At 72.0% G+C, this 21,565-nt stretch carries 16 protein-coding genes and 1 tRNA gene; 5 read left to right on the forward strand and 12 right to left on the reverse strand.

What is annotated here, in order from left to right; translation table 11 throughout:
* Window positions 1-334: 334 nt before the first annotated feature.
* Window positions 335-3,067 (forward strand): phosphoenolpyruvate carboxylase, encoded by a 2,733-nt coding sequence (ppc, locus tag IO36_RS40505; RefSeq protein ID WP_037628163.1) that lies wholly within the window; start codon window positions 335-337, stop codon window positions 3,065-3,067.
* A 94-nt stretch (window positions 3,068-3,161) separates the two neighbouring features.
* On the opposite strand, the gene IO36_RS40510 is transcribed toward ppc, so the two are convergent.
* The 7 genes from IO36_RS40510 to IO36_RS40540 form a co-directional block, all read right to left on the reverse strand.
* Complete coding sequence (locus IO36_RS40510) at window positions 3,162-3,650, reverse strand: hypothetical protein (protein WP_387707185.1); 489 nt, start codon at window positions 3,648-3,650, stop codon at window positions 3,162-3,164.
* A 167-nt stretch (window positions 3,651-3,817) separates the two neighbouring features.
* Window positions 3,818-4,429 carry an aminoacyl-tRNA hydrolase gene (gene pth / locus IO36_RS40515; RefSeq protein WP_037628164.1) on the reverse strand — a complete coding sequence of 204 codons (612 nt, stop codon included), beginning with the start codon at window positions 4,427-4,429 and terminating at the stop codon, window positions 3,818-3,820.
* Between the two features lie 71 nt (window positions 4,430-4,500).
* Window positions 4,501-5,094 (reverse strand): 50S ribosomal protein L25/general stress protein Ctc, encoded by a 594-nt coding sequence (locus IO36_RS40520; RefSeq protein WP_037628165.1) that lies wholly within the window; start codon window positions 5,092-5,094, stop codon window positions 4,501-4,503.
* 209 nt (window positions 5,095-5,303) lie between these two features.
* On the reverse strand, window positions 5,304-6,281 hold the full coding sequence (locus IO36_RS40525) for a ribose-phosphate diphosphokinase (RefSeq protein WP_037628166.1): 978 nt from the start codon (window positions 6,279-6,281) through the stop codon (window positions 5,304-5,306).
* Between the two features lie 130 nt (window positions 6,282-6,411).
* Window positions 6,412-7,857 (reverse strand): bifunctional UDP-N-acetylglucosamine diphosphorylase/glucosamine-1-phosphate N-acetyltransferase GlmU, encoded by a 1,446-nt coding sequence (glmU, locus tag IO36_RS40530; RefSeq protein WP_078943751.1) that lies wholly within the window; start codon window positions 7,855-7,857, stop codon window positions 6,412-6,414.
* A 118-nt stretch (window positions 7,858-7,975) separates the two neighbouring features.
* Window positions 7,976-8,046: transfer RNA gene (locus tag IO36_RS40535), tRNA-Gln, on the reverse strand.
* Window positions 8,047-8,057: 11 nt separating this feature from the next.
* Complete coding sequence (locus IO36_RS40540) at window positions 8,058-8,933, reverse strand: hypothetical protein (protein ID WP_037628168.1); 876 nt, start codon at window positions 8,931-8,933, stop codon at window positions 8,058-8,060.
* A 167-nt stretch (window positions 8,934-9,100) separates the two neighbouring features.
* Between IO36_RS40540 and IO36_RS40545 the strand changes: the two genes are divergently transcribed.
* On the forward strand, window positions 9,101-10,411 hold the full coding sequence (locus tag IO36_RS40545) for a sensor histidine kinase (RefSeq protein WP_037628169.1): 1,311 nt from the start codon (window positions 9,101-9,103) through the stop codon (window positions 10,409-10,411).
* A gap of 536 nt (window positions 10,412-10,947) precedes the next feature.
* On the opposite strand, the gene IO36_RS40550 is transcribed toward IO36_RS40545, so the two are convergent.
* On the reverse strand, window positions 10,948-11,478 hold the full coding sequence (locus IO36_RS40550; protein ID WP_037628315.1) for an SUKH-3 domain-containing protein: 531 nt from the start codon (window positions 11,476-11,478) through the stop codon (window positions 10,948-10,950).
* Window positions 11,479-11,555: 77 nt separating this feature from the next.
* Complete coding sequence (locus tag IO36_RS40555) at window positions 11,556-12,059, reverse strand: YwqJ-related putative deaminase (RefSeq protein ID WP_037628171.1); 504 nt, start codon at window positions 12,057-12,059, stop codon at window positions 11,556-11,558.
* Between the two features lie 229 nt (window positions 12,060-12,288).
* Here IO36_RS40555 and IO36_RS40560 point away from each other — a divergent pair, with 229 nt between their 5' ends.
* From IO36_RS40560 to IO36_RS40570, 3 genes are all read left to right on the forward strand, one after another.
* Window positions 12,289-13,284 carry an SMI1/KNR4 family protein gene (locus tag IO36_RS40560; protein WP_037628172.1) on the forward strand — a complete coding sequence of 332 codons (996 nt, stop codon included), beginning with the start codon at window positions 12,289-12,291 and terminating at the stop codon, window positions 13,282-13,284.
* A 7-nt stretch (window positions 13,285-13,291) separates the two neighbouring features.
* Window positions 13,292-16,012, forward strand: coding sequence for an SUKH-4 family immunity protein (locus tag IO36_RS40565; protein ID WP_037628173.1), 2,721 nt, complete (start codon window positions 13,292-13,294; stop codon window positions 16,010-16,012).
* Between the two features lie 303 nt (window positions 16,013-16,315).
* Complete coding sequence (locus tag IO36_RS40570) at window positions 16,316-17,203, forward strand: hypothetical protein (protein WP_037628174.1); 888 nt, start codon at window positions 16,316-16,318, stop codon at window positions 17,201-17,203.
* A 45-nt stretch (window positions 17,204-17,248) separates the two neighbouring features.
* Here the strand turns inward: IO36_RS40570 and IO36_RS40575 are convergent, their stop codons facing one another.
* The 3 genes from IO36_RS40575 to IO36_RS40585 form a co-directional block, all read right to left on the reverse strand.
* A complete protein-coding gene (locus tag IO36_RS40575) occupies window positions 17,249-18,883 on the reverse strand; it encodes a sodium/solute symporter (RefSeq protein WP_037628175.1) in 1,635 nt (544 codons plus the stop codon).
* A complete protein-coding gene (locus IO36_RS46570; RefSeq protein ID WP_078943752.1) occupies window positions 18,880-19,455 on the reverse strand; it encodes a DUF485 domain-containing protein in 576 nt (191 codons plus the stop codon). The genes IO36_RS40575 and IO36_RS46570 overlap by 4 nt, the downstream gene beginning before the upstream one ends.
* Before the next feature lie 528 nt (window positions 19,456-19,983).
* Entirely contained in the window at window positions 19,984-21,507 is a 1,524-nt protein-coding gene (locus IO36_RS40585) for an MFS transporter (protein ID WP_037628176.1), read from the reverse strand.
* Window positions 21,508-21,565 lie beyond the last annotated feature (58 nt).

Here is a 21,565-nt window from a genome sequence, read left to right on the forward strand (position 1 = left end):
CGAGGGTGAGGAACGGCGGGGAAGAGAGTGTCCGGGTGCGAACCTCACGGTCCTCCCGTCGTCCGACAGGAATACCTACGGGTCCGTAACCTACGGCGACGTAAGTATGTCAGCGCGTGGCCCCGCGGCAAGAGCCCGAGAGCCTGCGCGTCCTTGGGGACACCTATCCTTGGAGTCGGTCGGACAGCGCGGTCCGTTCTGATTTCTTCCCGGATGCCACCTCCCAGAGCGGCACCCGCCGCGCGCGGTCGTCACCCGGGTTCCCTACCGGACGAGCTTCGAACGAGATTCCCCACTCTTCAGACGAGCTTCACCACTGCAAGGAGCCGCACCTGTGAGCAGTGCCGACGACCAGACCACGACGACCAGCAGCGAACTGCGCGCCGACATCCGCCGCCTGGGCGACCTCCTCGGCGAGACCCTCGTACGCCAGGAGGGCCCCGAGCTCCTGGAACTGGTCGAGAAGGTCCGCCGCCTGACCCGCGAGGACGGCGAGGCCGCCGCCGAGCTGCTGCGCGGCACCGAACTGGAGACCGCGGCCAAGCTGGTCCGCGCCTTCTCGACCTACTTCCACCTGGCCAACGTCACCGAGCAGGTGCACCGCGGCCGCGAGCTGCGCGCCAAGCGCGCCGCCGAGGGCGGCCTCCTCGCCCGGACGGCCGACCGGCTCAAGGACGCCGACCCCGAGCACCTGCGCCAGACGGTCAAGAACCTCAACGTCCGCCCCGTCTTCACGGCCCACCCCACCGAGGCGGCCCGGCGCTCCGTCCTCAACAAGCTGCGGCGCATCGCCGCGCTCCTGGAGACCCCGGTCATCGAGGCCGACCGCCGCCGCTACGACACCCGTCTGGCCGAGAACATCGACCTCGTATGGCAGACGGACGAGCTCCGGGTCGTACGCCCCGAGCCCGCCGACGAGGCGCGCAACGCGATCTACTACCTCGACGAGCTCCACGCGGGCGCCGTCGGCGACGTCCTGGAGGACCTCACCGCCGAACTCGAGCGTGTCGGCGTCGCCCTTCCGGACGACACCCGCCCGCTCACCTTCGGCACCTGGATCGGCGGCGACCGCGACGGCAACCCGAACGTCACCCCCGCCGTCACCTGGGACGTCCTGATCCTCCAGCACGAGCACGGCATCAACGACGCGCTCGAACTCATCGACGAGCTCCGCGGCTTCCTGTCGAACTCCATCCGCTACACGGGCGCCACCGAGGAACTCCTGGAATCCCTCCAGTGCGACCTCGAACTCCTGCCGGAGATCAGCCCCCGTTACAAGCGCCTCAACGCCGAGGAGCCCTACCGGCTCAAGGCCACCTGCATCCGGCAGAAGCTGGAGAACACCAAGCTCCGCCTCGCCAAGGGCACCCCCCACGAGGACGGCCGCGACTACCTCGGCACCGCCGAACTGCTGCGCGACCTCACGCTCATCCAGACCTCGCTGCGCGAGCACCGCGGCGGCCTCTTCGCCGACGGCCGCATGAACCGGACGATCCGCACGCTGGCCGCGTTCGGCCTCCAGCTCGCCACCATGGACGTGCGCGAGCACGCGGACGCCCACCACCACGCGCTCGGCCAGCTCTTCGACCGCCTCGGCGAGGAGTCCTGGCGCTATGTGGACATGCCGCGCGACTACCGGGCCAAGCTCCTCGCCAAGGAACTGCGCTCCCGCCGTCCGCTCGCCCCGACCCCCGCGCCGCTCGACGCCGACGGCGCCAAGACCCTCGGCGTCTTCGAGACCGTCAAGAAGGCCCTGAAGATCTTCGGGCCCGAGGTCATCGAGTCGTACATCATCTCGATGTGCCAGGGCGCCGACGACGTCTTCGCCGCCGCCGTCCTCGCCCGCGAGGCCGGGCTCCTCGACCTGCACGCCGGCTGGGCCAAGATCGGCATCGTGCCCCTCCTGGAGACCACCGACGAGCTCAAGGCCGCGGACACGATCCTGGAGGACATGCTCTCCGACCCCTCGTACCGCCGTCTGGTGGCACTGCGCGGGGACGTCCAGGAGGTCATGCTCGGCTACTCCGACTCCTCCAAGTTCGGCGGCATCACCACCTCCCAGTGGGAGATCCACCGCGCCCAGCGCCGGCTCCGCGACGTCGCCCACCGCTACGGCGTGCGCCTGCGCCTCTTCCACGGCCGCGGTGGCACCGTCGGCCGCGGCGGCGGCCCCTCGCACGACGCGATCCTCGCGCAGCCCTGGGGCACCCTGGAGGGCGAGATCAAGGTGACCGAGCAGGGCGAGGTCATCTCCGACAAGTACCTGGTCCCCTCGCTCGCCCGCGAGAACCTCGAACTGACGGTCGCCGCGACCCTGCAGGCGTCCGCCCTGCACACCGCGCCCCGCCAGTCCGACGAGGCGCTGGCCCGCTGGGACGCGGCGATGGACGTCGTCTCGGACGCCGCCCACTCCGCCTACCGCCGGTTCGTCGAGGACCCCGACCTGCCGACGTACTTCCTGGCCTCCACGCCCGTCGACCAGCTCGCCGACCTGCACCTGGGCTCGCGGCCCTCCCGCCGCCCCGGCTCGGGCGTCTCGCTCGACGGACTGCGCGCCATCCCGTGGGTCTTCGGCTGGACCCAGTCCCGGCAGATCGTGCCCGGCTGGTTCGGCGTCGGCTCCGGCCTCAAGGCACTGCGCGAGGCGGGCCTCGACACCGTGCTCGACGAGATGCACGAGCAGTGGCACTTCTTCCGGAACTTCCTCTCGAACGTCGAGATGACCCTCGCGAAGACGGACCTGCGGATCGCGCGGCACTACGTCGACACCCTCGTCCCCGAGGAGCTCCAGCACGTGTTCGCCGTCATCGAGGCCGAACACGAGCTCACCGTGCGCGAGGTGCTGCGCATCACCGGCGGCGAGCAGCTGCTCGACACCAACCCGGTGCTCCAGCAGACCTTCGCCATCCGGGACGCCTACCTCGACCCGATCTCCTACCTCCAGGTCGCCCTCCTCAAGCGCCAGCGCGAGGAGGCCGAGGCCGGCCAGGCGGCGGACCCGCTGCTCTCGCGGGCCCTGCTCCTGACCGTCAACGGTGTGGCGGCGGGTCTGCGCAACACCGGCTGACGCACGACAAGGCGCCCTCGGCGCTCGTCCCAGGACGAGCGCCGAGGGCGCCTTCGTGTTGTCGCGGCCCGGCCCCGGAGGCACGGGACGGGTCTCAGACGACCAGGATCGTCGCCGTCAGCAGGGCGATCCCCGCGCCCGCCATCGCCCAGGCGACCCGGGTCAGCCGCAGACCGCCCGCGACCACCACCGAGGCCAGCAGCAGGGCGCCCGCGAGCGGCACCCAGGCGTAGAGCAGACCGGCAGGGCCGCTGCGGACGACCTGGTCGCTGCCCGGCTTCACCGTGACCGTGTACGTCCGGCCCTTCTCCACCGCCACCGACTGGTCGATGACGACCCGGGCGCGGGCCCGTGAACCGGGTGACACCGGTGTGTACGGCCCGGTGCAGACGTCCCCCGAGCACGACCGCACGTCGATCGTGCCCTGCTCCCGGCCCTTGCTCAGCATCACGTGCTGGGCGGTGCCCCAGGAGGCCCACACTCCCGCGATCAGGATGAGTCCGGCGACCACGCCCATCACCGCGAGCTGGGCGTAACGCAGCGCCGCGTACGCGCTCTGGCTGGAGGTGACGGCAGCACGCATGGCCGGGATCATTGGCCATGGCCAAGCGCTCGGTCAACCCCGGTGGGGGACAAGTCGTCCCTTGTGCGGCCATGTCGGGTGCCGGGAGTCCGGGGTCGTGCCCGGACCCCACCGCCCCGGGGCGTCCCTCAGGAGTTGCTGCTCGGACCTGGCGGCCCGGGCGTCCCTCAGGAGTTGTACGTGCCCTGTGCCCGCTCCAGGCCCTCGATCACCAGGCACTCCACCGCGTCCGCCGCCCGGTCCACGAAGTAGTCCAGTTCCTTGCGCTCGGCGGAGGCGAAGTCCTTCAGCACGAAGTCCGCGACCTGCATCCGGCCCGGCGGGCGGCCGATGCCGAACCGCACCCGGTGGTAGTCCGCGCCCATCGCCTTCGTCATCGACTTCAGACCGTTGTGGCCGTTGTCGCCACCGCCCAGCTTCAGCCGCAACACGCCGTAGTCGATGTCGAGCTCGTCGTGGACCGCCACGATGTTCGCCGTCGGCACCTTGTAGAAGTCCCGCAGCGCCGTCACCGGACCGCCCGACAGGTTCATGTACGACATCGGCTTGGCCAGGATCACCCGGCGGTTCGCCGGCCCGGGCGGGCCGATCCGGCCCTCGATCACCTGGGCCTGCGCCTTGCCCGCCCGCTTGAACTTCCCGCCGATCCGCTCCGCCAGCAGATCGGCCACCATGAAGCCCACGTTGTGCCGGTTCATGGCGTACTCGGGGCCCGGATTGCCGAGGCCCACGATCAGCCAGGGCGCGTTGGCGTCGGTCGTCACGTCCGTGTCTCCCATGTGTCCGTGATACGCGGCAGCCGCCGCTCCCGTGAAGGAGCGGCGGCTGACACAGCTGAAATTCCGGAGGATCAGGCCTCGGCGGCCGCGTCGCCCTCGGCCTCGCCCTCGGCGGCCGGCTCCTCGGCCTGGGCGGCCAGGATCTGGATGACGACCGCGTCCTCGTCGATCGCCAGCGTGGTGCCCTTGGGGAGCTTGATGTCCTTGGCGTGGATGGAGGCACCGGCCTCCAGGCCCTCGATGGAGACGGTGACCGACTCCGGGATGTGGGTGGCCTCGGCCTCGACCGTCAGGGTGTTCAGCACGTTCTCGACGAGGAAGCTGCCCGGGGCCAGCTCGCCCTCGGTCTGCACGAAGACCTCGACGGTGACCTTCTCGCCGCGCTTCACGAGGAGCAGGTCGACGTGCTCCAGGAAGCCCTTGATGGCGTCGCGCTGGACGGCCTTCGGGATCGCGAGCTCGGTCTTGCCGTCCAGGTCCAGGGCGAGCAGGACGTTCGGCGTACGCAGGGCGAGGAGCAGGTCGTGGCCCGGAAGCGTGATGTGGACCGGGTCCGTGCCGTGACCGTAGACGACACCGGGGACCCTGCCCTCGCGACGGACGCGGCGGGCGGCACCCTTGCCGAACTCGGTGCGGGACTCGGCGGCGAGCTTGACCTCGGACATGTTCACTCCTCGTAGAACTTGGGGAAGAAGGTCACCCGGCCAAACCATCGGCCTGCTACGAAGAGCGCGTCGATAACGGACCGCCGCACACAAGTGCGGCCTCCCTCGCCGAGCAACTGTGACAGCTTACGGGGCGGGGAGGCCGTACAAGAAATCGATCTAGGCGACCGGCCGGCGGAGGGGTCCGCCGCGGGTCGTCGGGGTGAGGCCTACTGCTCCTCGAACAGGCTCGTCACCGAGCCGTCCAGGAAGACCTCGCGCACCGCGTCCGCGATCGTCGGCGCGATCGAGAGCACCGTGATCTTGTCGAGCTCCAGCTCGCCCGGGGTCGGCAGGGTGTCGGTGAAGATGAACTCGCTGACCTTGGAGTTCTTCAGACGGTCGGCCGCCGGGCCGGAGAGCACACCGTGCGTGGCCGTCACGATGACGTCCTCCGCGCCGTGCGTGAACAGCGCGTCGGCGGCGGCGCAGATGGTGCCACCGGTGTCGATCATGTCGTCGACGAGGACGCAGACACGGCCCTTCACGTCACCGACCACCTCGTGGACGGTGACCTGGTTGGCGACGTCCTTGTCGCGGCGCTTGTGCACGATGGCCAGCGGAGCGTCCAGACGGTCGCACCAGCGGTCGGCGACGCGCACACGGCCGGCGTCCGGGGAGACGACGGTGAGCTTGGAGCGGTCGACCTTGGCGCCCACGTAGTCGGCGAGGATCGGCAGCGCGAACAGGTGGTCCACCGGTCCGTCGAAGAAGCCCTGGATCTGGTCCGTGTGCAGATCGACCGTGAGGATGCGGTCCGCGCCGGCCGTCTTCATCAGGTCCGCGATCAGACGCGCCGAGATCGGTTCACGTCCACGGTGCTTCTTGTCCTGACGGGCGTAACCGTAGAAGGGCACGATCACGGTGATGCTCCGGGCGGAGGCCCGCTTGAGAGCATCGATCATGATCAGCTGTTCCATGATCCACTTGTTGATGGGAGCCGTGTGGCTCTGCATCAGGAAGCAGTCGGCGCCGCGCGCGGACTCCTGGTAGCGGATGTAGATCTCGCCGTTGGCGAAGTCGAAGGCCTTCGTCGGGACGACCCCGACACCCAGCTTGTGGGCGACCTCCTCGGCAAGCTCGGGGTGGGCGCGGCCGGAGAAGAACATCATCTTCTTCTCGCCGGTCGTCGTCTTGGTCCCGGTCACAGCACTGTCTCCTCAGAGGTCATCTCAGTGGGCGTGAGCAGCCGTCTCAGCTGGGTTGCGAGAGGCTTCTCAGCAGGGGTGCGGGTGTGCACTTATCACGGTACGCCGTCCCGGACGTGCCGTTTTCCGGTCAGCCTTCGCCGTCCGGTTCCCGGGAAGCGGTCTCCGCGGCCTTCGCGGCGGCGCTTCCGGGACGCTTGCGAGCCACCCAGCCCTCGATATTGCGCTGCTGGCCACGGGCCACGGCCAGCGAACCGGGCGGCACGTCCTTGGTGATCACGGAGCCCGCCGCGGTGTACGCGCCGTCCCCGACCGTGACAGGAGCCACAAACATGTTGTCCGAACCCGTACGGCAGTGCGAGCCGATCGTCGTGTGGTGCTTGTCCTGCCCGTCGTAGTTCACGAACACACTCGCGGCGCCGATGTTCGAGTACTCGCCGATCGTCGCGTCGCCCACGTACGACAGGTGCGGGATCTTCGTCCCCTCGCCGATCGTCGCGTTCTTCGTCTCGACGTATGTGCCGACCTTGGCCTTGACGCCGATCCGGGTGCCCGGGCGCAGATACGCGAAGGGGCCCACCTTGGCCTCGGGGCCCACCTCGGCGGTGTCGGCCACGGTGTTGTCGACGCGGGCTCCGGCGCCCACCCGGGTGTCCTTCAGGCGGCAGTTGGGGCCGACCTCGGCGCCCTCCGCCACATGGGTGGCGCCCTGGAGCTGCGTCCCGGGGAGCACGATCGCGTCCTGCTCGAAGGTGACCGTCACGTCGACCCAGGTCGTCGCGGGGTCGACGACGCTGACGCCGGCCAGCATGGCCCGCGTGAGCAGCCGGTCGTTCAGGATGCGGCGGGCCTCGGCGAGCTGGACGCGGTTGTTGATGCCGGCGATCTCGCGGTGGTCGGCGGCCACGGCCGCGCCCACCCGGTGCCCGGCCTCGCGCAGGATGCCGAGGACGTCCGTCAGGTACTCCTCGCCCTGGCTGTTGTCCGTGCGCACCTTGCCGAGCGCGTCGGCGAGCAGCCGGCCGTCGAAGGCGAAGACGCCCGAGTTGATCTCGCGGATCGCGCGCTGCGAGTCGCTCGCGTCCTTGTGCTCGACGATCGCGGTGACCGCGCCGCTGGCGTCGCGCACGATGCGGCCGTAGCCGGTGGCGTCGGGGACCTCGGCGGTCAGCACGGTGACGGCGTTGCCGTCGGTGCCGTGGGCCGAGGCCAGCGCGCGCAGGGTGTCGCCGCTGAGCAGGGGGGTGTCGCCGCAGACCACGACGACCGTGCCGTCCAGGCCGCCGCCGAGCTCCTCCAGGGCCATCCGGACCGCGTGCCCGGTGCCGTTCTGCTCGGCCTGCACCGCCGTCCGCACACCCGGGTCGATCTCCGCGAGGTGCCCGACGACCTTCTCGCGCGCGTGCCCCACCACGACGACCAGGTTCTCGGGGTCCAACTCGCGCGCGGCGGCCAGAACATGGCCGACGAGCGAGCGTCCGCAGATGTCGTGCAGAACCTTGGGTGTGGCCGATTTCATACGGGTGCCCTCACCCGCTGCGAGTACGACGACGGCTGCCGGGCGACTGGAGCTCACGGGACTGCCCTTCGGCTTCGGATGAACGGGGGGTGGGACATCCGCAGGATACCGGGGCGAATCAGGAGGCATGTGGGAGAGGGCCCTGACAGACCTCGTCACGACCCTCTCGCTGGGGCTCCCGGGGAAGGAATCGAACCCTCATTCAATGGACCAAAACCATTTGTCCTGCCATTAGACGACCCGGGATGGCATGCGCGCTATGTCCGATTCGATTCCTCGGCTTCGCGTGCGGACAACACTATGCCGTACCACCAGCCTTCGATGCGACGGTACAAGTCGGCGCCGCCGCGCACGCCGACCCGAAGACAGCCGCGGTAACCCTCGTCGGTGTTCTTGCGGTTGGTGCGCGGATTGTGCTTCTTGAGAGAGGTCTTGAGGAGGTCGGCCGTTTCGATGCCGACGTGTTTCGCCCAGAACATCTCGGCGGCTGACACGTCGGCGGTCTCGTGGATGTGTACCGCGAACCGGAGGTGTTTTCGCTCGACTCCGAGCAGGCCCAGCCAGGCCAGGAAGACGGTGATCATGTCTGGATCGCTGTTCACGAAGACGATGCGCTCCTGCCGCCTGTAGGGCTTGCTCTTGGATCCCTCCGCCCAGTACAGACCCACGCCCACGAGGAAGAGCTCCCGGTCCGTCATGGCACCGATCTCTTCGGCCGCCAGATGCTTGGTCTGTCGGCGTTCGTCCTCCCTCTTTCGCAGTGTCGCCTCCCAGCCGCGCCGGGCGATCGCCGAAGCCTCCTCGCGTGTCCGTGTCCGGCGTTCCGGTTGTGGCAGATCCCGGACCCACAGGGAGATCGAGCTCTTCGAGCAGCCGAGTTCGAGCTGGATCCGGTCGTAGGTCCAGCCCTGGAGGCGTAGCTCGCGGGCCTTGGCGCGGAGGTCGTCCTTCGCGAGCGGGCGCCGGGTCCAGTCCGGTGGAGGCTCGCCTTCGAGGAGGCGGTTGAGGATGTCGTTGTTGTGGATGTGCAGCCGGTCGCGGATCTGGCGGCGGCTGAGTCCTGCTCGGCGCAGCGCTACCGCTTGTTCGCGCAAGGAGTCGAAGTCCCGGTGCTTGTTCTGTGAATGTGCCATGGGCAAACCGTCCTGCCGGAATGCGGGCTTCCAGGGTCGAACGGTGATCGATTCAATAGTTCGAGCGATATCGGTAGGTTTTGCCTCTGCCCGATGGTCGCGTGTGGTGTAGGCCAGTCGGAGAAACTCACCGGAAATGGTTCGGGGTGCAACCGTAGGCTGGAGGCATGACCACGACGGGGGAAGAGCACACCGGGGCCGGGAACGGGCCGTGGTGGTGGGTCGGATGGCGCAGTGCACTGCTGGACGCGGGGCTCGCCCTGGTGTCCGCGTTCGAGTGCGGCAGCGAGGGGGTCCGCTTCGCGCACGACGCGGGGCTGCCGGCCCCCGTGGGGGTCGCCTTCGGAGCGGTCGCCGGGTCCGTGCTCCTGGTCCGGCGCAAGTGGCCCATCGCGGTCGTCCTGGTGTCCATCGCGATCACGCCCGCCCAGATGGGGTTCCTGATGGGACTCGTCGGGCTCTACACCCTCGCCGCGTCCGAGCTGCCCCGGCGCATCACCGCCGCGCTGGCCGGGATGTCCTTCGCCGGCATGCTGATCGTCACGTTCGTCCGGGCCCACCAGAGCGTGGCCCACGGGGACGTGCCGATGGGGAACTGGCTCGTCCCCTTCGCCTCCCTCACCACGGCGATCGGGATGACCGCGCCGCCCGTGCTGCTCGGTCTCTACATGGGGGCCAGGCGGCGGCTCATGGAGAGCCTGCGGGAGCGGGCCGACTCGCTGGAGCGGGAGCTGCAGCTGCTCGCTGAGCGGGCGGAGGAGCGGGCCGAGTGGGCCCGCAACGAGGAGCGGACCCGGATCGCGCGGGAGATGCACGACGTCGTCGCGCATCGGGTGTCGCTGATGGTGGTGCACGCGGCGGCGCTTCAGGCGGTCGCCCGGAAGGATCCCGAGAAGGCCGTGAAGAACGCGGCGCTGGTGGGGGACATGGGGCGGCAGGCGCTTACCGAGTTGCGGGAGATGTTGGGGGTGCTTCGCACGGGGGGCGGTTCGGACGTGCGGGGGCCGGCGGTGCCGTTGGCCGCGGTAGGGGCTGCCGCGGCGGCCGCCGCGTCGCGGGCCGCGGACGACTCGGGTGGTGGTGAGGGGCCGAGTCTGGCCGAGATCGACGAGCTGGTCGGGCAGTCGGCGGCGGCCGGGATGGTCGTGGCGCTGTCCGTCGAGGGGGATCTGCGGGGGTATGCCCGGGAGATCGAGCAGACCGCCTATCGGGTGGTGCAGGAGGCGCTGACCAACGTCCACAAGCACGCGGCGGGGGCGAAGACGTACGTCCGGCTGGCGCATCGGGTGTCCGAGATCGCGATGCAGGTGGAGAACGATTGTCCGCCGGAGGTGGGGGCGGGGTCGTCGGTGGGGCTGCCCAGTGGGGGGAACGGGTTGCTGGGGATGAAGGAGCGGGTGGCCGCTCTGGGGGGTGTGTTCGTGTCGGGGCCGACGGACGCGGGCGGGTTCCGGGTGTCGGCGGTCATCCCGGCATAGCCCTGCCGGGCGCTTCGCGGTCGCGGGTGCGGTCCGGTGGTGGGTCGGGGCCGTGCCGGTGCATCAGCCCGTCGCCGTCGGACGGAGATGTGGACGTTAGTGGCGACGGGCATCGATGTACCGGCACGGCCCCCCCTCACGCGTGTCGCCGGGTGCCCGCGCATCGTGGCCGAGTTCCAGCCCCTCCCGTCGGATCCCGACCGCGGGTGAGGTCATGGGGCCTGCCTGACCGTTTCCGCCCCGGCAATCTTCTAGTTCCGGCTCAGCGGCGTTCCGACACTGGCCCGGGGCCGTTCCTGCCCCGCCCCGGCAACCTTCCAGCGCCGGCTCAGCAACGTTCCGGCTCCGACCCGGGGCCGTTCCTGTCCCGGCCCGGCGACCTCCCAGCTCCCGGCCCGCAACGTTCCAGTCCCGGCCGGGGAGAATTCAGCCCCTCCGGGGTTTGAGGAGCGGGGGGACGGGGGCGGAGCCCGTGGGTGCGGGTTGGGTAGGGGTGGAGGGGGCGAGAGAAGGCTGGTCGGGGGTGGGGGTGGCCGTCAGGTTGTGGTCAGGCGGGCCGGAGGGGCGCCCGTGAGGAGGGTGGTGAGGGCTGCGTCGATGTGGGGGCCCAGGTACCAGTCACCTGTGTGGTCCAGGGTGTAGACCCGCCCCTCCGCGTCGATGGCGAGCAGCGCGCGCGAGTCGGGCTCCTCGCCGAGGGGGCACACCTCGGTGTCGAGCGCGCGCCCGAGGTCCCCGAGCGTCCGGGCCATGTGCAGCCCGTGCAGCGGGTCGAGATCGAGCGCGGCCGGCGCCGGCCGGCGCCCGGGCCCCGCGGAAGCGACCCGCAGCCCCCCGAACTCCGCCCAGGCCTCGACCGCGGCGGGGAACACGGCGTGCCGGTGCCCGGCGGGTGACTCGTGTCCGCGCAGTTCGTCGGCCCAGTACTCGGCCTGCTTTATGTCCCAGCGTCCCGGCTGCCACCCCGCGGAGCGCAGCACGGCGTCCACGGGCTCGGGGAACCGTGACGAGGGTCCCCCCTGCCCGGGAGGCGAGAAGAGGCTGGAGGAGGAGCGTTCGGAGTGCATCTGCCCTTCGTTCGTCGAGGGATGGGACCCGGCGTCGCGGGACGCCGTCATACGTACGGATACGGGGGAGGGGGAGTTCAGGCGTCCGGTGCCGCCGGGTCGACGATGCGGACGCCGAAGTGACCGCTGAGCGCGGTGCAGGAGCGGCAGGGTGCGGCGAAGCTGCCGTGCAGCGGGTCGCCGTCCTCACGGATGCGGCGTGCGGTGAGCTTGGCGCCCTTGAGGGCCTTGCGGGCCTCGCCGTTGGTCATCGGCCTGCGGCCCGCGCGCTTGCTGCGCTCGGCGTCGGCGGAGGCGATCTGGCGGGAGATCAGGATGGCCTCGGCGCAGCGGCCGGTGAAGCGGTCGCGCTGGATGTTCGTGAGGGTGTCGAGGAAGTCCTGGACCAGCGGGTGAAGAGCGGGTGGCTGGTCCCCCCGGGCGGCCGTGCCGGTGAGAGTGGTGCCGCGGACGGAGAGAGCGGCGGCGACGGTGGGGAGTATGCCGTCACGGCGGTACAGCAGGGCGGGCGCGTGCAGCGCCTCGGCGCTGCTCCAGCCGACCCGGGGGTCCCCGGACGTGCCCGTATGCGTCGCGTTCATGATCGTCTTTCCCTCCCGTGCATCCCCCGGTGCGGAGACAGACTGCCAAACCGGGTGGCGCGAGCGGTAGCTGGGGCGCCGCGACACGCCAGGTCTTCGGCATACGGTCACTACGGGGTGACGGCTGGTCACGGAACCGGAGGCCCGGTGACCGGTGTCGTACAACCGAATAGGCTGTCGACATCCGCGCTCCATCAAGCTACTGAAGACGCCGCAGGGGGAAACCGCCATGACGACAGGTCGGCTCGGGCAGCAAGCCGCGCCGCCGAACGCGGCCTACGCCGGGCAGGTCGTGCACTTCCCGGATCCGGTCCGGGCGGCGCGCCATCCCAGAGGCGTGCGGATCGACGAGCGCGGTTACCCGGACTTCTCGCTCTACGCGCGTGCCGCGGCGGAGATCGCCGAGCCCCCGGAGGGCTTCGGCGTCGACGAGTTGAGGCTGACGGACTATGTCTCCGCGAACGCCGCGCTCGCCGCGTCCGGTCACGACCTGTGGGACACGATCCCCTCGGTGGCGACCCCGCACGGCTGGACGTGGCACCACGTGGCGGGCACCCGGCGGCTGGAGTTGGTGCCGGTCGAGGTGAAGGCGCTGCTGCGGCACCACGGCGGTGTCGCGACCGCGGCCGTCGACCACTCCAAGCGGGGCACGCGGCCGTTGCAGGAGACCCGGCCCGCGCACTTCGGACTGCCGAAGTCGTCGGTCGCGGTGACGGAGCAGCAGGTGCTGGCCGTCGAGGAGGACCTCGGCTACCGGCTCCCCGGTGCCTACCGGTCGTTCCTGAAGGCCGCGGGCGGCTGCGCGCCGGTCGGTGCCGCGCTCGACGCCGAGCTCGGACTGCTGGTGGACCAGCCGCTGTTCACGGTGCGCGACGAGGCCGCGGTCAACGACCTCGTGTACGTCAACAAGTGCCTGCGCGACCATCTGACCAAGGACTACCTGGGCGTCGGGTTCGTCCAGGGCGGTCTGCTGGCCGTGAAGGTCAAGGGCGACCGGATCGGCTCGGTCTGGTTCTGCGCGTTCGACGACGCCCGTGACCAGGACGCGTGGCCGCCGGCCGAGCGGGTGCAGCGGCTGCTGCTGCCCTGCGGCGACGACTTCGACGCGTTCCTGTCCCGGCTGGCGGGAAATCCGCCGGAGTTGGAGACGGTGGCGAATCTGATGGTGGACGGCGGCTTCGCGCACGCCGTGCCCGTCTCCTCGGTGTCTTCGGTGGGGGAGTGAGACTGCGATGGTGACCTTCGCACAGGCGCAGGAGCGCGCCGAAGAGTGGATCAACGGGGACGTGGCCGGGTACCAGCACCGTGAGGTGCGGGTGCGCGAGTTCGAACTCGGCTTCGTCGTATGGGCGGAGGACCGGGCCGAGGGGCCGCGGTCCGACGGGGGCGCGCAGCGGCTCGTCATCGCCCGGGACAGCGGGGAGGCCACGCTGTGGCCCGCGCTGCCGGTGGGCGAGGTGATCCGCCGGTACGAGGAGGAGTACGGGGTGCCGGCAGGCTCCCCCGAACCCGCGCCGGCGCCCCCGGCGCGCGTCGACCTGAACCAGACGTCGTTCCTGCTGAGTCCCCCGGAGTGGCTTCAGGAGGCCGCGGACAAGATGGGGATCCCGGACCGTCGTGCGGGTGCGGGTGCGGGTGCGGGTGCGGGTGCCGGTTCGGGGTCGGGATCGTCCGGATCGGACGGGGCGGGTTCGTCCGTCAACGGGGCCTCCGGGGGCGGGAGTTCGCTTCCGGGTGCGCCGGGGGACTCCGGCGAGCACGGGTCCCCGGCGACCGCGCCGGTCCCGGCCGGGGCCACGCCGTGGCCGGACGCCGCGACCGACGACGAGGTCCCGCAGGGCGCCCGGGCGGACATGCCGGCCGACGCGACCCCGTGGGCCGGGACGGACACCAACGCCGATCCCGGGGACGACCGTTCCGTACCGCTGCCCGCGACCGTGTTCGCCCCGCCGCTGACGGACCCCGACGACGGACGCACTCCGCCGCCCGTCGCCGCGCACGACCAGACCGCCATGATGTCCGGCGGCAGCCAGCTCCCGCGCACGACCGTGTCGCCGGTGGCCGGTCCGGCCGGGGCCCCGTCGCAGGGGCACGGCGCTCCGGACGCGTCCTCCTACGGCTATCCGCAGGGCCCGGGGCAGCACACCCCGCCGCCCGGCGGCCCCCAGGGAACGCCGCCTCCCGGCGCGCCCGCGTACGGCTTCCCGCACGGTCCGGGCACTCCGCCGCCCGGCGCCCCGTCGGCCCCGGGTGCTCCCGGTGCACCGTCGGCCACGCCCGCACGGCCGCTGTCCCCGAACGCGGGGGACATCGCCGACGCCGCGACCAGCAAGGCGATGCCGCCCCGTGCGGCGCGCGGCGGCACGGCCGGTACCCCGCATCCGCCGAGCGCTCCGGGCGTTCCGGGCGCACGGCCGGGCGCCACGCCCCCGCCGGCGCCCGCCGCGCCCGCGGGCGGCTACATCCCGACGCAGCTCGTCTCGCAGCTCGGGCCGGACGGGCCCGAGGGCGTGCCCGGCCCGCCCCCGCCGTCCGGCGCGACCCCTCCTCCGGGTGCCACGCCACCTCCGGGCGGTGTCCACCATGCCGCGACGATGCTTGCGGGCCCCGCCGTGGGCGGCCCCGGCGCGCCGCAGCCGCCCGGTGCCCCCGGAGCTCCGGGCGCTCCCTGGCAGCAGGGTGCTCCGGTTCCGCCGCCGGGCGCGACGCCTCCTCCCGGCGGTGCGCACCATGCCGCGACGATGCTGGCGGGCCCCGCTGTCGGCGGTCCCGGCGCGCCGCAGCCGCCGGGTGCTCCCGGCGCGCCCGGTGCTCCCGGAGGCGCGCCCTCGGGTGAGGTGCACCACGCGGCGACGATGTTCGCCCCTCCGGCCGGTGGCCTCGGCGTACCGCCGCCCCCGCAGGCTCCCGGTGTGCCGCAGGGCGCCCCGCAGCCGTTGCCCGGTCAGCAGCCCGCGTACGGCTATCCGCAGACGGGACTTCCCACCGTGGGGCCCGGCTATCAGGCCGTGCTGCGCTACCGGGCCCAGGACGGCTCGGAGCAGCAGCTGATCCGGCGTTCCGCGCCGGGCACCCCGCACCCGGAGTGGCAGATCCTGCACGAGCTGCGGGCGATGAACGTGCCGCCGCAGCAAGTGCTGGAGCTGCACACGGAGTTGGAGTCCTGTGAGCTGCCGGGCGCCTACTGCGCGCGGATGATCCGGGAGACCTTCCCGCAGGCGCGGATCACGAGCATCGCGCCGTACGGCACGGACCACGCGAGCCGGCAGCAGGGCATGCACCAACTGCTCGCGCACCAGGGTGAGTTGCACCAGGTCGCGGACGGGCCGGCGCGTCCGGCCCCGGTGCGGGCGCCGATTCCCCCGGTGCAGCCCGCGCCGCCGATCCCGCCGGAGGCGATCGCGCAGGAGCTGGCGGCGGCGTTCGGGCCGGGGCTGTTCCGGTTCGACCAGGCGGCCGTGTCGCGGCAGGGCGTCCCGCCGATCGTGGCGCACACGCTGGTCGTGGCCGGACTGCCGGTCGACATGGGCCCGTTCTTCTGGGCGCAGGCCCAGCCGGGCCGTCCGGTGCCCACACTCGCCGAACTGGCGCAGGAGCGCGGGGTGGCGGCGTCCTCGGACGCGGGTTCGTACCTCGTCATGGGCAGCGACTTCGGCAAGGCGATCTGTGTCCAGTACGGCACCGCCAACATCGTCGCCGTGCCGGTGGAGGCCGGTCCCGGCGGTGCTCCGGTGCCGCCGCAGTTCGTGAACACGGGTCTGCCCGAGTTCGCGCGCTGCCTGGCGCTGCTCGGCCGGATGTGGCGGCTGCGGTTCGGGCTCAACCAGGAGCAGGCGGGCCGCTGGACCGTCGACTTCCAGGCCCAGCTCGCCTCCCTCGACCCGGCGGCCCTGGCCTCGCCGGAGAGCTGGTGGTCGGTCCTGCTGGAGGAGATGTGGGACGGGTTGCTCTAGCGACGGCGGCGGCCGGCTGAGACGGCGGCCCGCTGGGACTGCGGCCCGCTGAGGCGGCGGTGAGAGCCGGACGACGGCCGTACGAGTGGTACGACGGCGGTACGGATGAGGCGCTCGGCCCGGATCACGGGCCGGGCGCCTCGTGCTTTCGCAGCGGCGCCACTGACCCGGAATGTCACGCCTGTGACCTTTCCGCGGCCGATTGGACGGGCGGAGTGTCGCGTTATGAACACTTCCGCGTGATCCATCAAGATGTGCGCGAAATCGTCTTTTCGTGTGTGTCGGGCGGAGAGGGGTCCAAGGATGAGCAGCACACCGGTGTCGCCGCACGGCTTCGTGGCCGTACGGGGGCGCGGCTACCGTCCCGAACAGGTCGACGCGTACGCCGCGGCGCTCTCCCGGGACCGTGACGCGGCCTGGGAACGGGCGGCCCGGCTCACCGTGCTGGCGAAGGACATGGAGGCCGAGGCGGAACGGCTGCGGGACGCGGTCACCCGGCTCGCCCCGCAGACGTACGAGGAGCTCGGCGAACGGGCGCGGCGGATCTTCGAGCTCGGGCGGGAGGAGGCCGAGTTCCTGCGCGGGGAGGCCCGCGGGGAGGCCCGGGCGGAGGCCGAGGCCGCCGAGGCGGTGGGCCGTGACGTGCGGGAGGCCGCGCAGGCGTACGCCGTCGAGGTCCGCGAGGAGGCGGAGGAATGGGCCCTGCGGCGGCTGCGGGAGGCGCGCGCCGAGGCGGACGAGGTACGTGTCTCCGCCCGGCGCGAGGTGAAGGAGAGCCGCGGCGAGGTGCTGGCGGCGCTGCGTGAGGTACGGGGGCGGGCGGAGGCCCTGACCGCCGCCCAGGAGGCCGAGCAGGCCGCCGGGGAGGCGGAGTTCGAGCACACCGTCGCCGAGCGCGCGGCCGCGGCCGAGGCGGTCTCGCTCGAACGCGAGGCGGGCGCCGGGGAGACGCTGGCCCGGGCCGAGCGGGCCCTCGCGGAGGCGAGGGAGTGGGACCGGCACCAGCAGGAGGACGCGGCGGCGCGAGCGGCCGGGCTGGTCGCGGAGGCGCGGATCAGCGAGGAGCGGATCGCCCGGGAGACGGACCGGGTGCTGCGGGAGCACGGGGAGCGGTGGGACGACGTACGGGCCCACATGGACCACGTACGCAGCAGTCTCACCTCGCTCACCGGGCGGGCCCCTGCGGAGTAGCCGCTCCGCCGTCCCGCGGGGGTCTCCCTGGCGCCCGCCTCGTCCTCAGCGCCCCTTGCGGATCGCCCCCGCCAGGATCCAGCCCTCCACCGCCTCGTACTGCCGGCGCTGTTCCTCCGCCTTGCGCCGGCCCGAGGCGACCGTGCCCAGCCAGCCGTAGACGAACCCCAGCGGGATCGACACGATGCCGGTCGTGGTGAACGGGAACCAGTTGAAGTCCGCGTCCGGGAACGCGGCGGCGGGGGAGCCGGAGACGAGGTTGGTGCCGGGCATGAGGAGCAGGACGGTGAGGGTGCCTCCGATCAGGGTGGCGAGCAGTCCCGCGCGGGTGTAGCGGCGCCAGAACAGGCTGTAGACCAGCGCGGGCGCGATCGCGGAGGCGCCGATGCAGAACGACAGGGTGACCAGCGGCTGCAGGCTGTGGTGCTGGGCGAGGGTGGACAGCAGGATGGCCGGGATCCCCACCGCCAGCGCGGAGATGCGGGCGAGCAGCATCTCGCGGCGCGGGGAGAGTTCGTCGCCCCGGCGCCGGCCGCGGAAGAGGCGGCTGTGCGCGAACACGTCGTGGGCGAGGGAGTTGGCGCAGGCCAGGATCATCCCGGCGACGGAGGCGAGCAGCGTCAGGAAGATCGCCGTCGTCACGGTGGTGAACAGGAGGGTCTCGGCGGTGGAGACGGAGGTGCCGAAGGCCGCCCGGGAGCCCAGCAGATAGGCCGTGTTGCCCTGCGGGTCGGCGGCGGCGATCGCCTCACGGCCGACGAGGGCCGTGGCGCCGAAGCCGATGACGCCGACGATCAGCACGAACAGGGCCACGCACGGCACCGCCCAGGACAGCGACCTGCGCACCTGGCGGGCGCTGTCGGCGGTGTACATGCGCATGGTGATGTGGGGGAGGCAGGCGCCGCCGAGGACGACCGTGAGCTCCGAGGTGATCATGTCCAGGCGGGGGCTGGCGCCGCCCGCGAACTGGAGTCCGGAGCGCAGGAACGCGTCGCCCACCCCGCTGTTGCCGGCCGCGGCGGTCAGCAGGGTGCCGGGGTTCCAGTCGAAGCGGTGGAGCACGAGGATCGCGACCACCAGGCCCGAGCCGAGCAGCATCACGATCTTCAGGATCTGGATGAGGGCGGTTCCCTTCATGCCGCCGATCGCCGCGTAGCTGATCATCAGCCCGCCGAGGCCGATGACGCAGCCGGTCTTGAGGGAGTCGTTGGAGAAGCCGAGGATGAACGCCAGGAGGTCGCCCGCGCCCGCGAGCTGGACCAGCATCAGAGGCAGCAGCGCCACGATGGTCACCGCGCAGGCCGTGTTGCGGACGGCGCGGCCCGGTGTTCGGCGGGCCAGCGCGTCGCCCATGGTGAACCGGCCCGCGTTGCGCAGCGGTTCGGCCAGCAGGAACATCAGCAGCATCAGCGACAGGGCGGTGCTCAGGGCGAGGACCACGCCGTCGTAGCCGGCCAGGGCGATGACCCCGCCGGTGCCGAGCACGCTCGCCGCGGAGATGTAGTCCCCCGCGATGGCGAGGCCGTTGCGCATCGGGGAGAGCGAGCCGTACCCGGTGTAGAACTCGTCGAGGTCGTCGCGGTCCGGGCCGGTCATCACGCACAGCAGCAGGGTGATCGTGGCGACGGCGGTGAACGCCACGAGCGACATGGTCTGCGCGGAACTGGTGAACCCCGTCATCGTGCCGCCTCCCGTCGGGCGTCGAGTTCGCTCTGTCTGCGGATGCGGTCCGCGATCGGGTCGAGGCGCCTGCGCGCGGAGTACTCGTACACGGCGATGGCGAGGCAGGTGACGGGGACCTGGAGCAGGCCGAGCAGCAGGCCGGTCGACAGGCCGCCGGACACCGTGCCCGTCATCAGTGAGGGGGCGAACGCCGACAGGAGCAGGAACAGGGTGAAGTAGCCGAGGGCGGTGAGGGTCGCCACCCGGCGCTGGCGGCGGTAGGCGCCGCGCAGGAGCCTGATGTCGCTGTGCTGCCCCAGGGGCCGGTGGCGCGGCATCCGAGGCTGCGGGGGCTCTGCGGGGCGGGGGCGGGGCTGCCAGGGATAGGTCAGCTGGGTGGGGTCGGGGGCGTAGTGGGTGGGGTCGTGGTCGTCGTAGTCGTCGGGGTCGTTCTGGTGGGGCGGGTACGGCTGGGGGAGCGGGGCCCGGGGGGACGAGGGCGGGGTGTACGGAGGCGGTGCGTACGGATGTTGGGGCGGTTGTTGCCGGCGTGGCCGGGGGTGCTCGGGGGACGAGAACGCGTCGGGCATCCCGGTTCTCCTTGCGTGGCTCGGGTCCGGGGCGGGACCGCAGGGAGCGGGGGGTGAGCAGCGCGCACGCTACTCGTAGGTAGCGGGCTCGCGCGACCGTTTCGCCGAACTGGGCGGTCGGTATGCGCTTACTTCTGTGACCTGGGGTGTTACCCGCGTTTACCTGTGGAGTTTCCCTGGAGCAGCCCTGAAGGTTCTTCGGATTTCGCGTGGGGTGCGGGTGCCCGTCGGAGGGCCGGGCGGGGTCGGTGGTGGGTCGGGGCCGTGCCGGTGCATCAGCCCGTCGCCGTTGGACGGAGATGTGGACGTTGGTGGCGACGGGCATCGATGTACCGGCACGGCCCCTCGCGCCGGATCCCGGGTGCCGGTAGATCGTGGCTGAGGGTCAGCCCCTCGCGTGCGTCGCCGGGTGCCGGTGAATCGTGGTTGCTGGGTCCCACCCCCTCACGTTGGATCCCGGGTGCGGGTGCCCGGTCGCTTGGGTGCGGTCCGGCCCGCGCGTGGTTCGGGGTCCGTCACGCGCGTGACTCAGTCGGTGCGGTCCTCCAGTACCGGGAAGCGGCGCGGGGCGAGGAACAGCAGGACCAGGAAGGCCAGGGCTGCCGCGAAGGAGGCGCCCAGGTAGACGGCGTGTACCGCGTCGGCCACCGCGCCTCGCAACTGGCCGGCCGGAGCGCCCGAGTTCAGGGCGCGGGTCACCGCGTCGAGGTCCCCGGCTCCGCCCAGGCGAGCCGCCAGCACCCCGTTGGCGACCGCGCCGAACAGGGCGGCTCCCAGGGTCTGGCCGGTCTGGCGGCAGAACAGGACGGAGGCGGTGGTCGTCCCGCGCTCGGCCCAGCCGACCGTGGACTGCACGCCGATGATCAGGGGGAGCTGGAACAGTCCGAGCGCGCCGCCCAGCAGCAGCATGAGGAGGGCGGGCTGCCACGCTTGGCCCGGGACGGGCAGGAACGGGAAGGCGAGCAGGAGCAGGGCCGCGGTGCCGATGCCGAGCAGGGCGGTGTTCCGGAAGCCGATGCGGCGGTAGACGTGCTGGCTGAGGGCCGCGGACAGCGGCCAGCTCAACGTCCAGACGGAGAGCACGAATCCGGCGGCGACCGGGGCGAGGCCCAGGACCGCCTGTGCGTAGGTGGGCAGGAAGACCGTCGGCGCGACCATGAGCAGCCCGAGGGCCCCGAGCGCCAGGTTCACCGCGGCGATGGTCCGGCGGCGCCACACCCAGCCCGGGATGACCGGTTCGGCCGCCCGCCGCTCCACGGCTATGACGACCGCGACCAGGCACGCCCCCGTGGCGAACAGGGCGACCGAGGGGGCCGAGAGCCAGTCCCAGGCCACACCGCCCTGCACCAGCGCGGTCAGCAGGACACCGCCGCAGGCGAAGATCGCGAGGGCGCCCGCCCAGTCGATCCGGGGCCGCCGGTCCGGTGCGGCCCGCTCGGGCTCGCGCAGATGACGGGCGATCAGCCACAGCGCGAGGGCGCCCACCGGAAGGTTGACGAGGAAGATCCACCGCCAGTTCGCGTACGCCGCGAGGACTCCGCCCAGAGCGGGACCCGCGACGGCCGAGGTCGCCCACACGGTGGACAGCTTGGCCTGGATCTTCGGGCGTTCCCTGAGCGGGTACAGATCGGCGGCCAGGGTCTGCACGGTGCCCTGGAGCGCGCCGCCGCCCAGGCCCTGGACGACGCGGAAGGCGATGAGCGCGGCCATGTTCCAGGCGGTGGCGCAGAGCAGCGAGCCGAGGAGGAAGAGCGCGGCGCCCGCCACGAGGACCGGCTTGCGGCCGAAGGTGTCGGAGAGCTTGCCGTACACGGGGAGCGTGACCGTGACGGCCAGCAGATAGCCCGAGAACAGCCAGGAGAAGACGGAGAACCCGCCCAGGTCGCCGACGATCTGCGGGACCGCGGTGGACACGACGGTGGAGTCGAGCGCGGCGAGCGCCATCGCCAGCATCAGCGAGGCCACGACCGCGCGCCGCCGCCGGGTCTCGGCCCGGTCCGGGCGGACGGCGTGCTGCTGTACGACCGGAGTCCCGGTGTCCCCCTCGCCCACGGAATTCCTTCCCCCTGCACCTATCCGCCGGGACCAGCTTCCCACTTGAGCCTCACGT

The organism is Streptomyces aureus (genome assembly GCF_000725495.1).
Lineage (GTDB): Bacteria > Actinomycetota > Actinomycetes > Streptomycetales > Streptomycetaceae > Streptomyces > Streptomyces aureus_B.

What these genes read in the sequence shown, in the direction of transcription:
- IO36_RS40510 (WP_387707185.1), bottom strand. Translation starts at nt 3,650, where the DNA reads ATGCGTGCTGCCGTCACCTCCAGCCAGAGCGCGTACGCGGCGCTGCGT.
- pth (WP_037628164.1), bottom strand. Translation starts at nt 4,429, where the DNA reads ATGGGAGACACGGACGTGACGACCGACGCCAACGCGCCCTGGCTGATC.
- IO36_RS40520 (WP_037628165.1), bottom strand. Translation starts at nt 5,094, where the DNA reads ATGTCCGAGGTCAAGCTCGCCGCCGAGTCCCGCACCGAGTTCGGCAAG.
- IO36_RS40540 (WP_037628168.1), bottom strand. Translation starts at nt 8,933, where the DNA reads ATGGCACATTCACAGAACAAGCACCGGGACTTCGACTCCTTGCGCGAA.
- IO36_RS40545 (WP_037628169.1), top strand. Translation starts at nt 9,101, where the DNA reads ATGACCACGACGGGGGAAGAGCACACCGGGGCCGGGAACGGGCCGTGG.
- IO36_RS40550 (WP_037628315.1), bottom strand. Translation starts at nt 11,478, where the DNA reads ATGCACTCCGAACGCTCCTCCTCCAGCCTCTTCTCGCCTCCCGGGCAG.
- IO36_RS40555 (WP_037628171.1), bottom strand. Translation starts at nt 12,059, where the DNA reads ATGAACGCGACGCATACGGGCACGTCCGGGGACCCCCGGGTCGGCTGG.
- IO36_RS40560 (WP_037628172.1), top strand. Translation starts at nt 12,289, where the DNA reads ATGACGACAGGTCGGCTCGGGCAGCAAGCCGCGCCGCCGAACGCGGCC.
- IO36_RS40565 (WP_037628173.1), top strand. Translation starts at nt 13,292, where the DNA reads ATGGTGACCTTCGCACAGGCGCAGGAGCGCGCCGAAGAGTGGATCAAC.
- IO36_RS40570 (WP_037628174.1), top strand. Translation starts at nt 16,316, where the DNA reads ATGAGCAGCACACCGGTGTCGCCGCACGGCTTCGTGGCCGTACGGGGG.
- IO36_RS40575 (WP_037628175.1), bottom strand. Translation starts at nt 18,883, where the DNA reads ATGACGGGGTTCACCAGTTCCGCGCAGACCATGTCGCTCGTGGCGTTC.
- IO36_RS46570 (WP_078943752.1), bottom strand. Translation starts at nt 19,455, where the DNA reads ATGCCCGACGCGTTCTCGTCCCCCGAGCACCCCCGGCCACGCCGGCAA.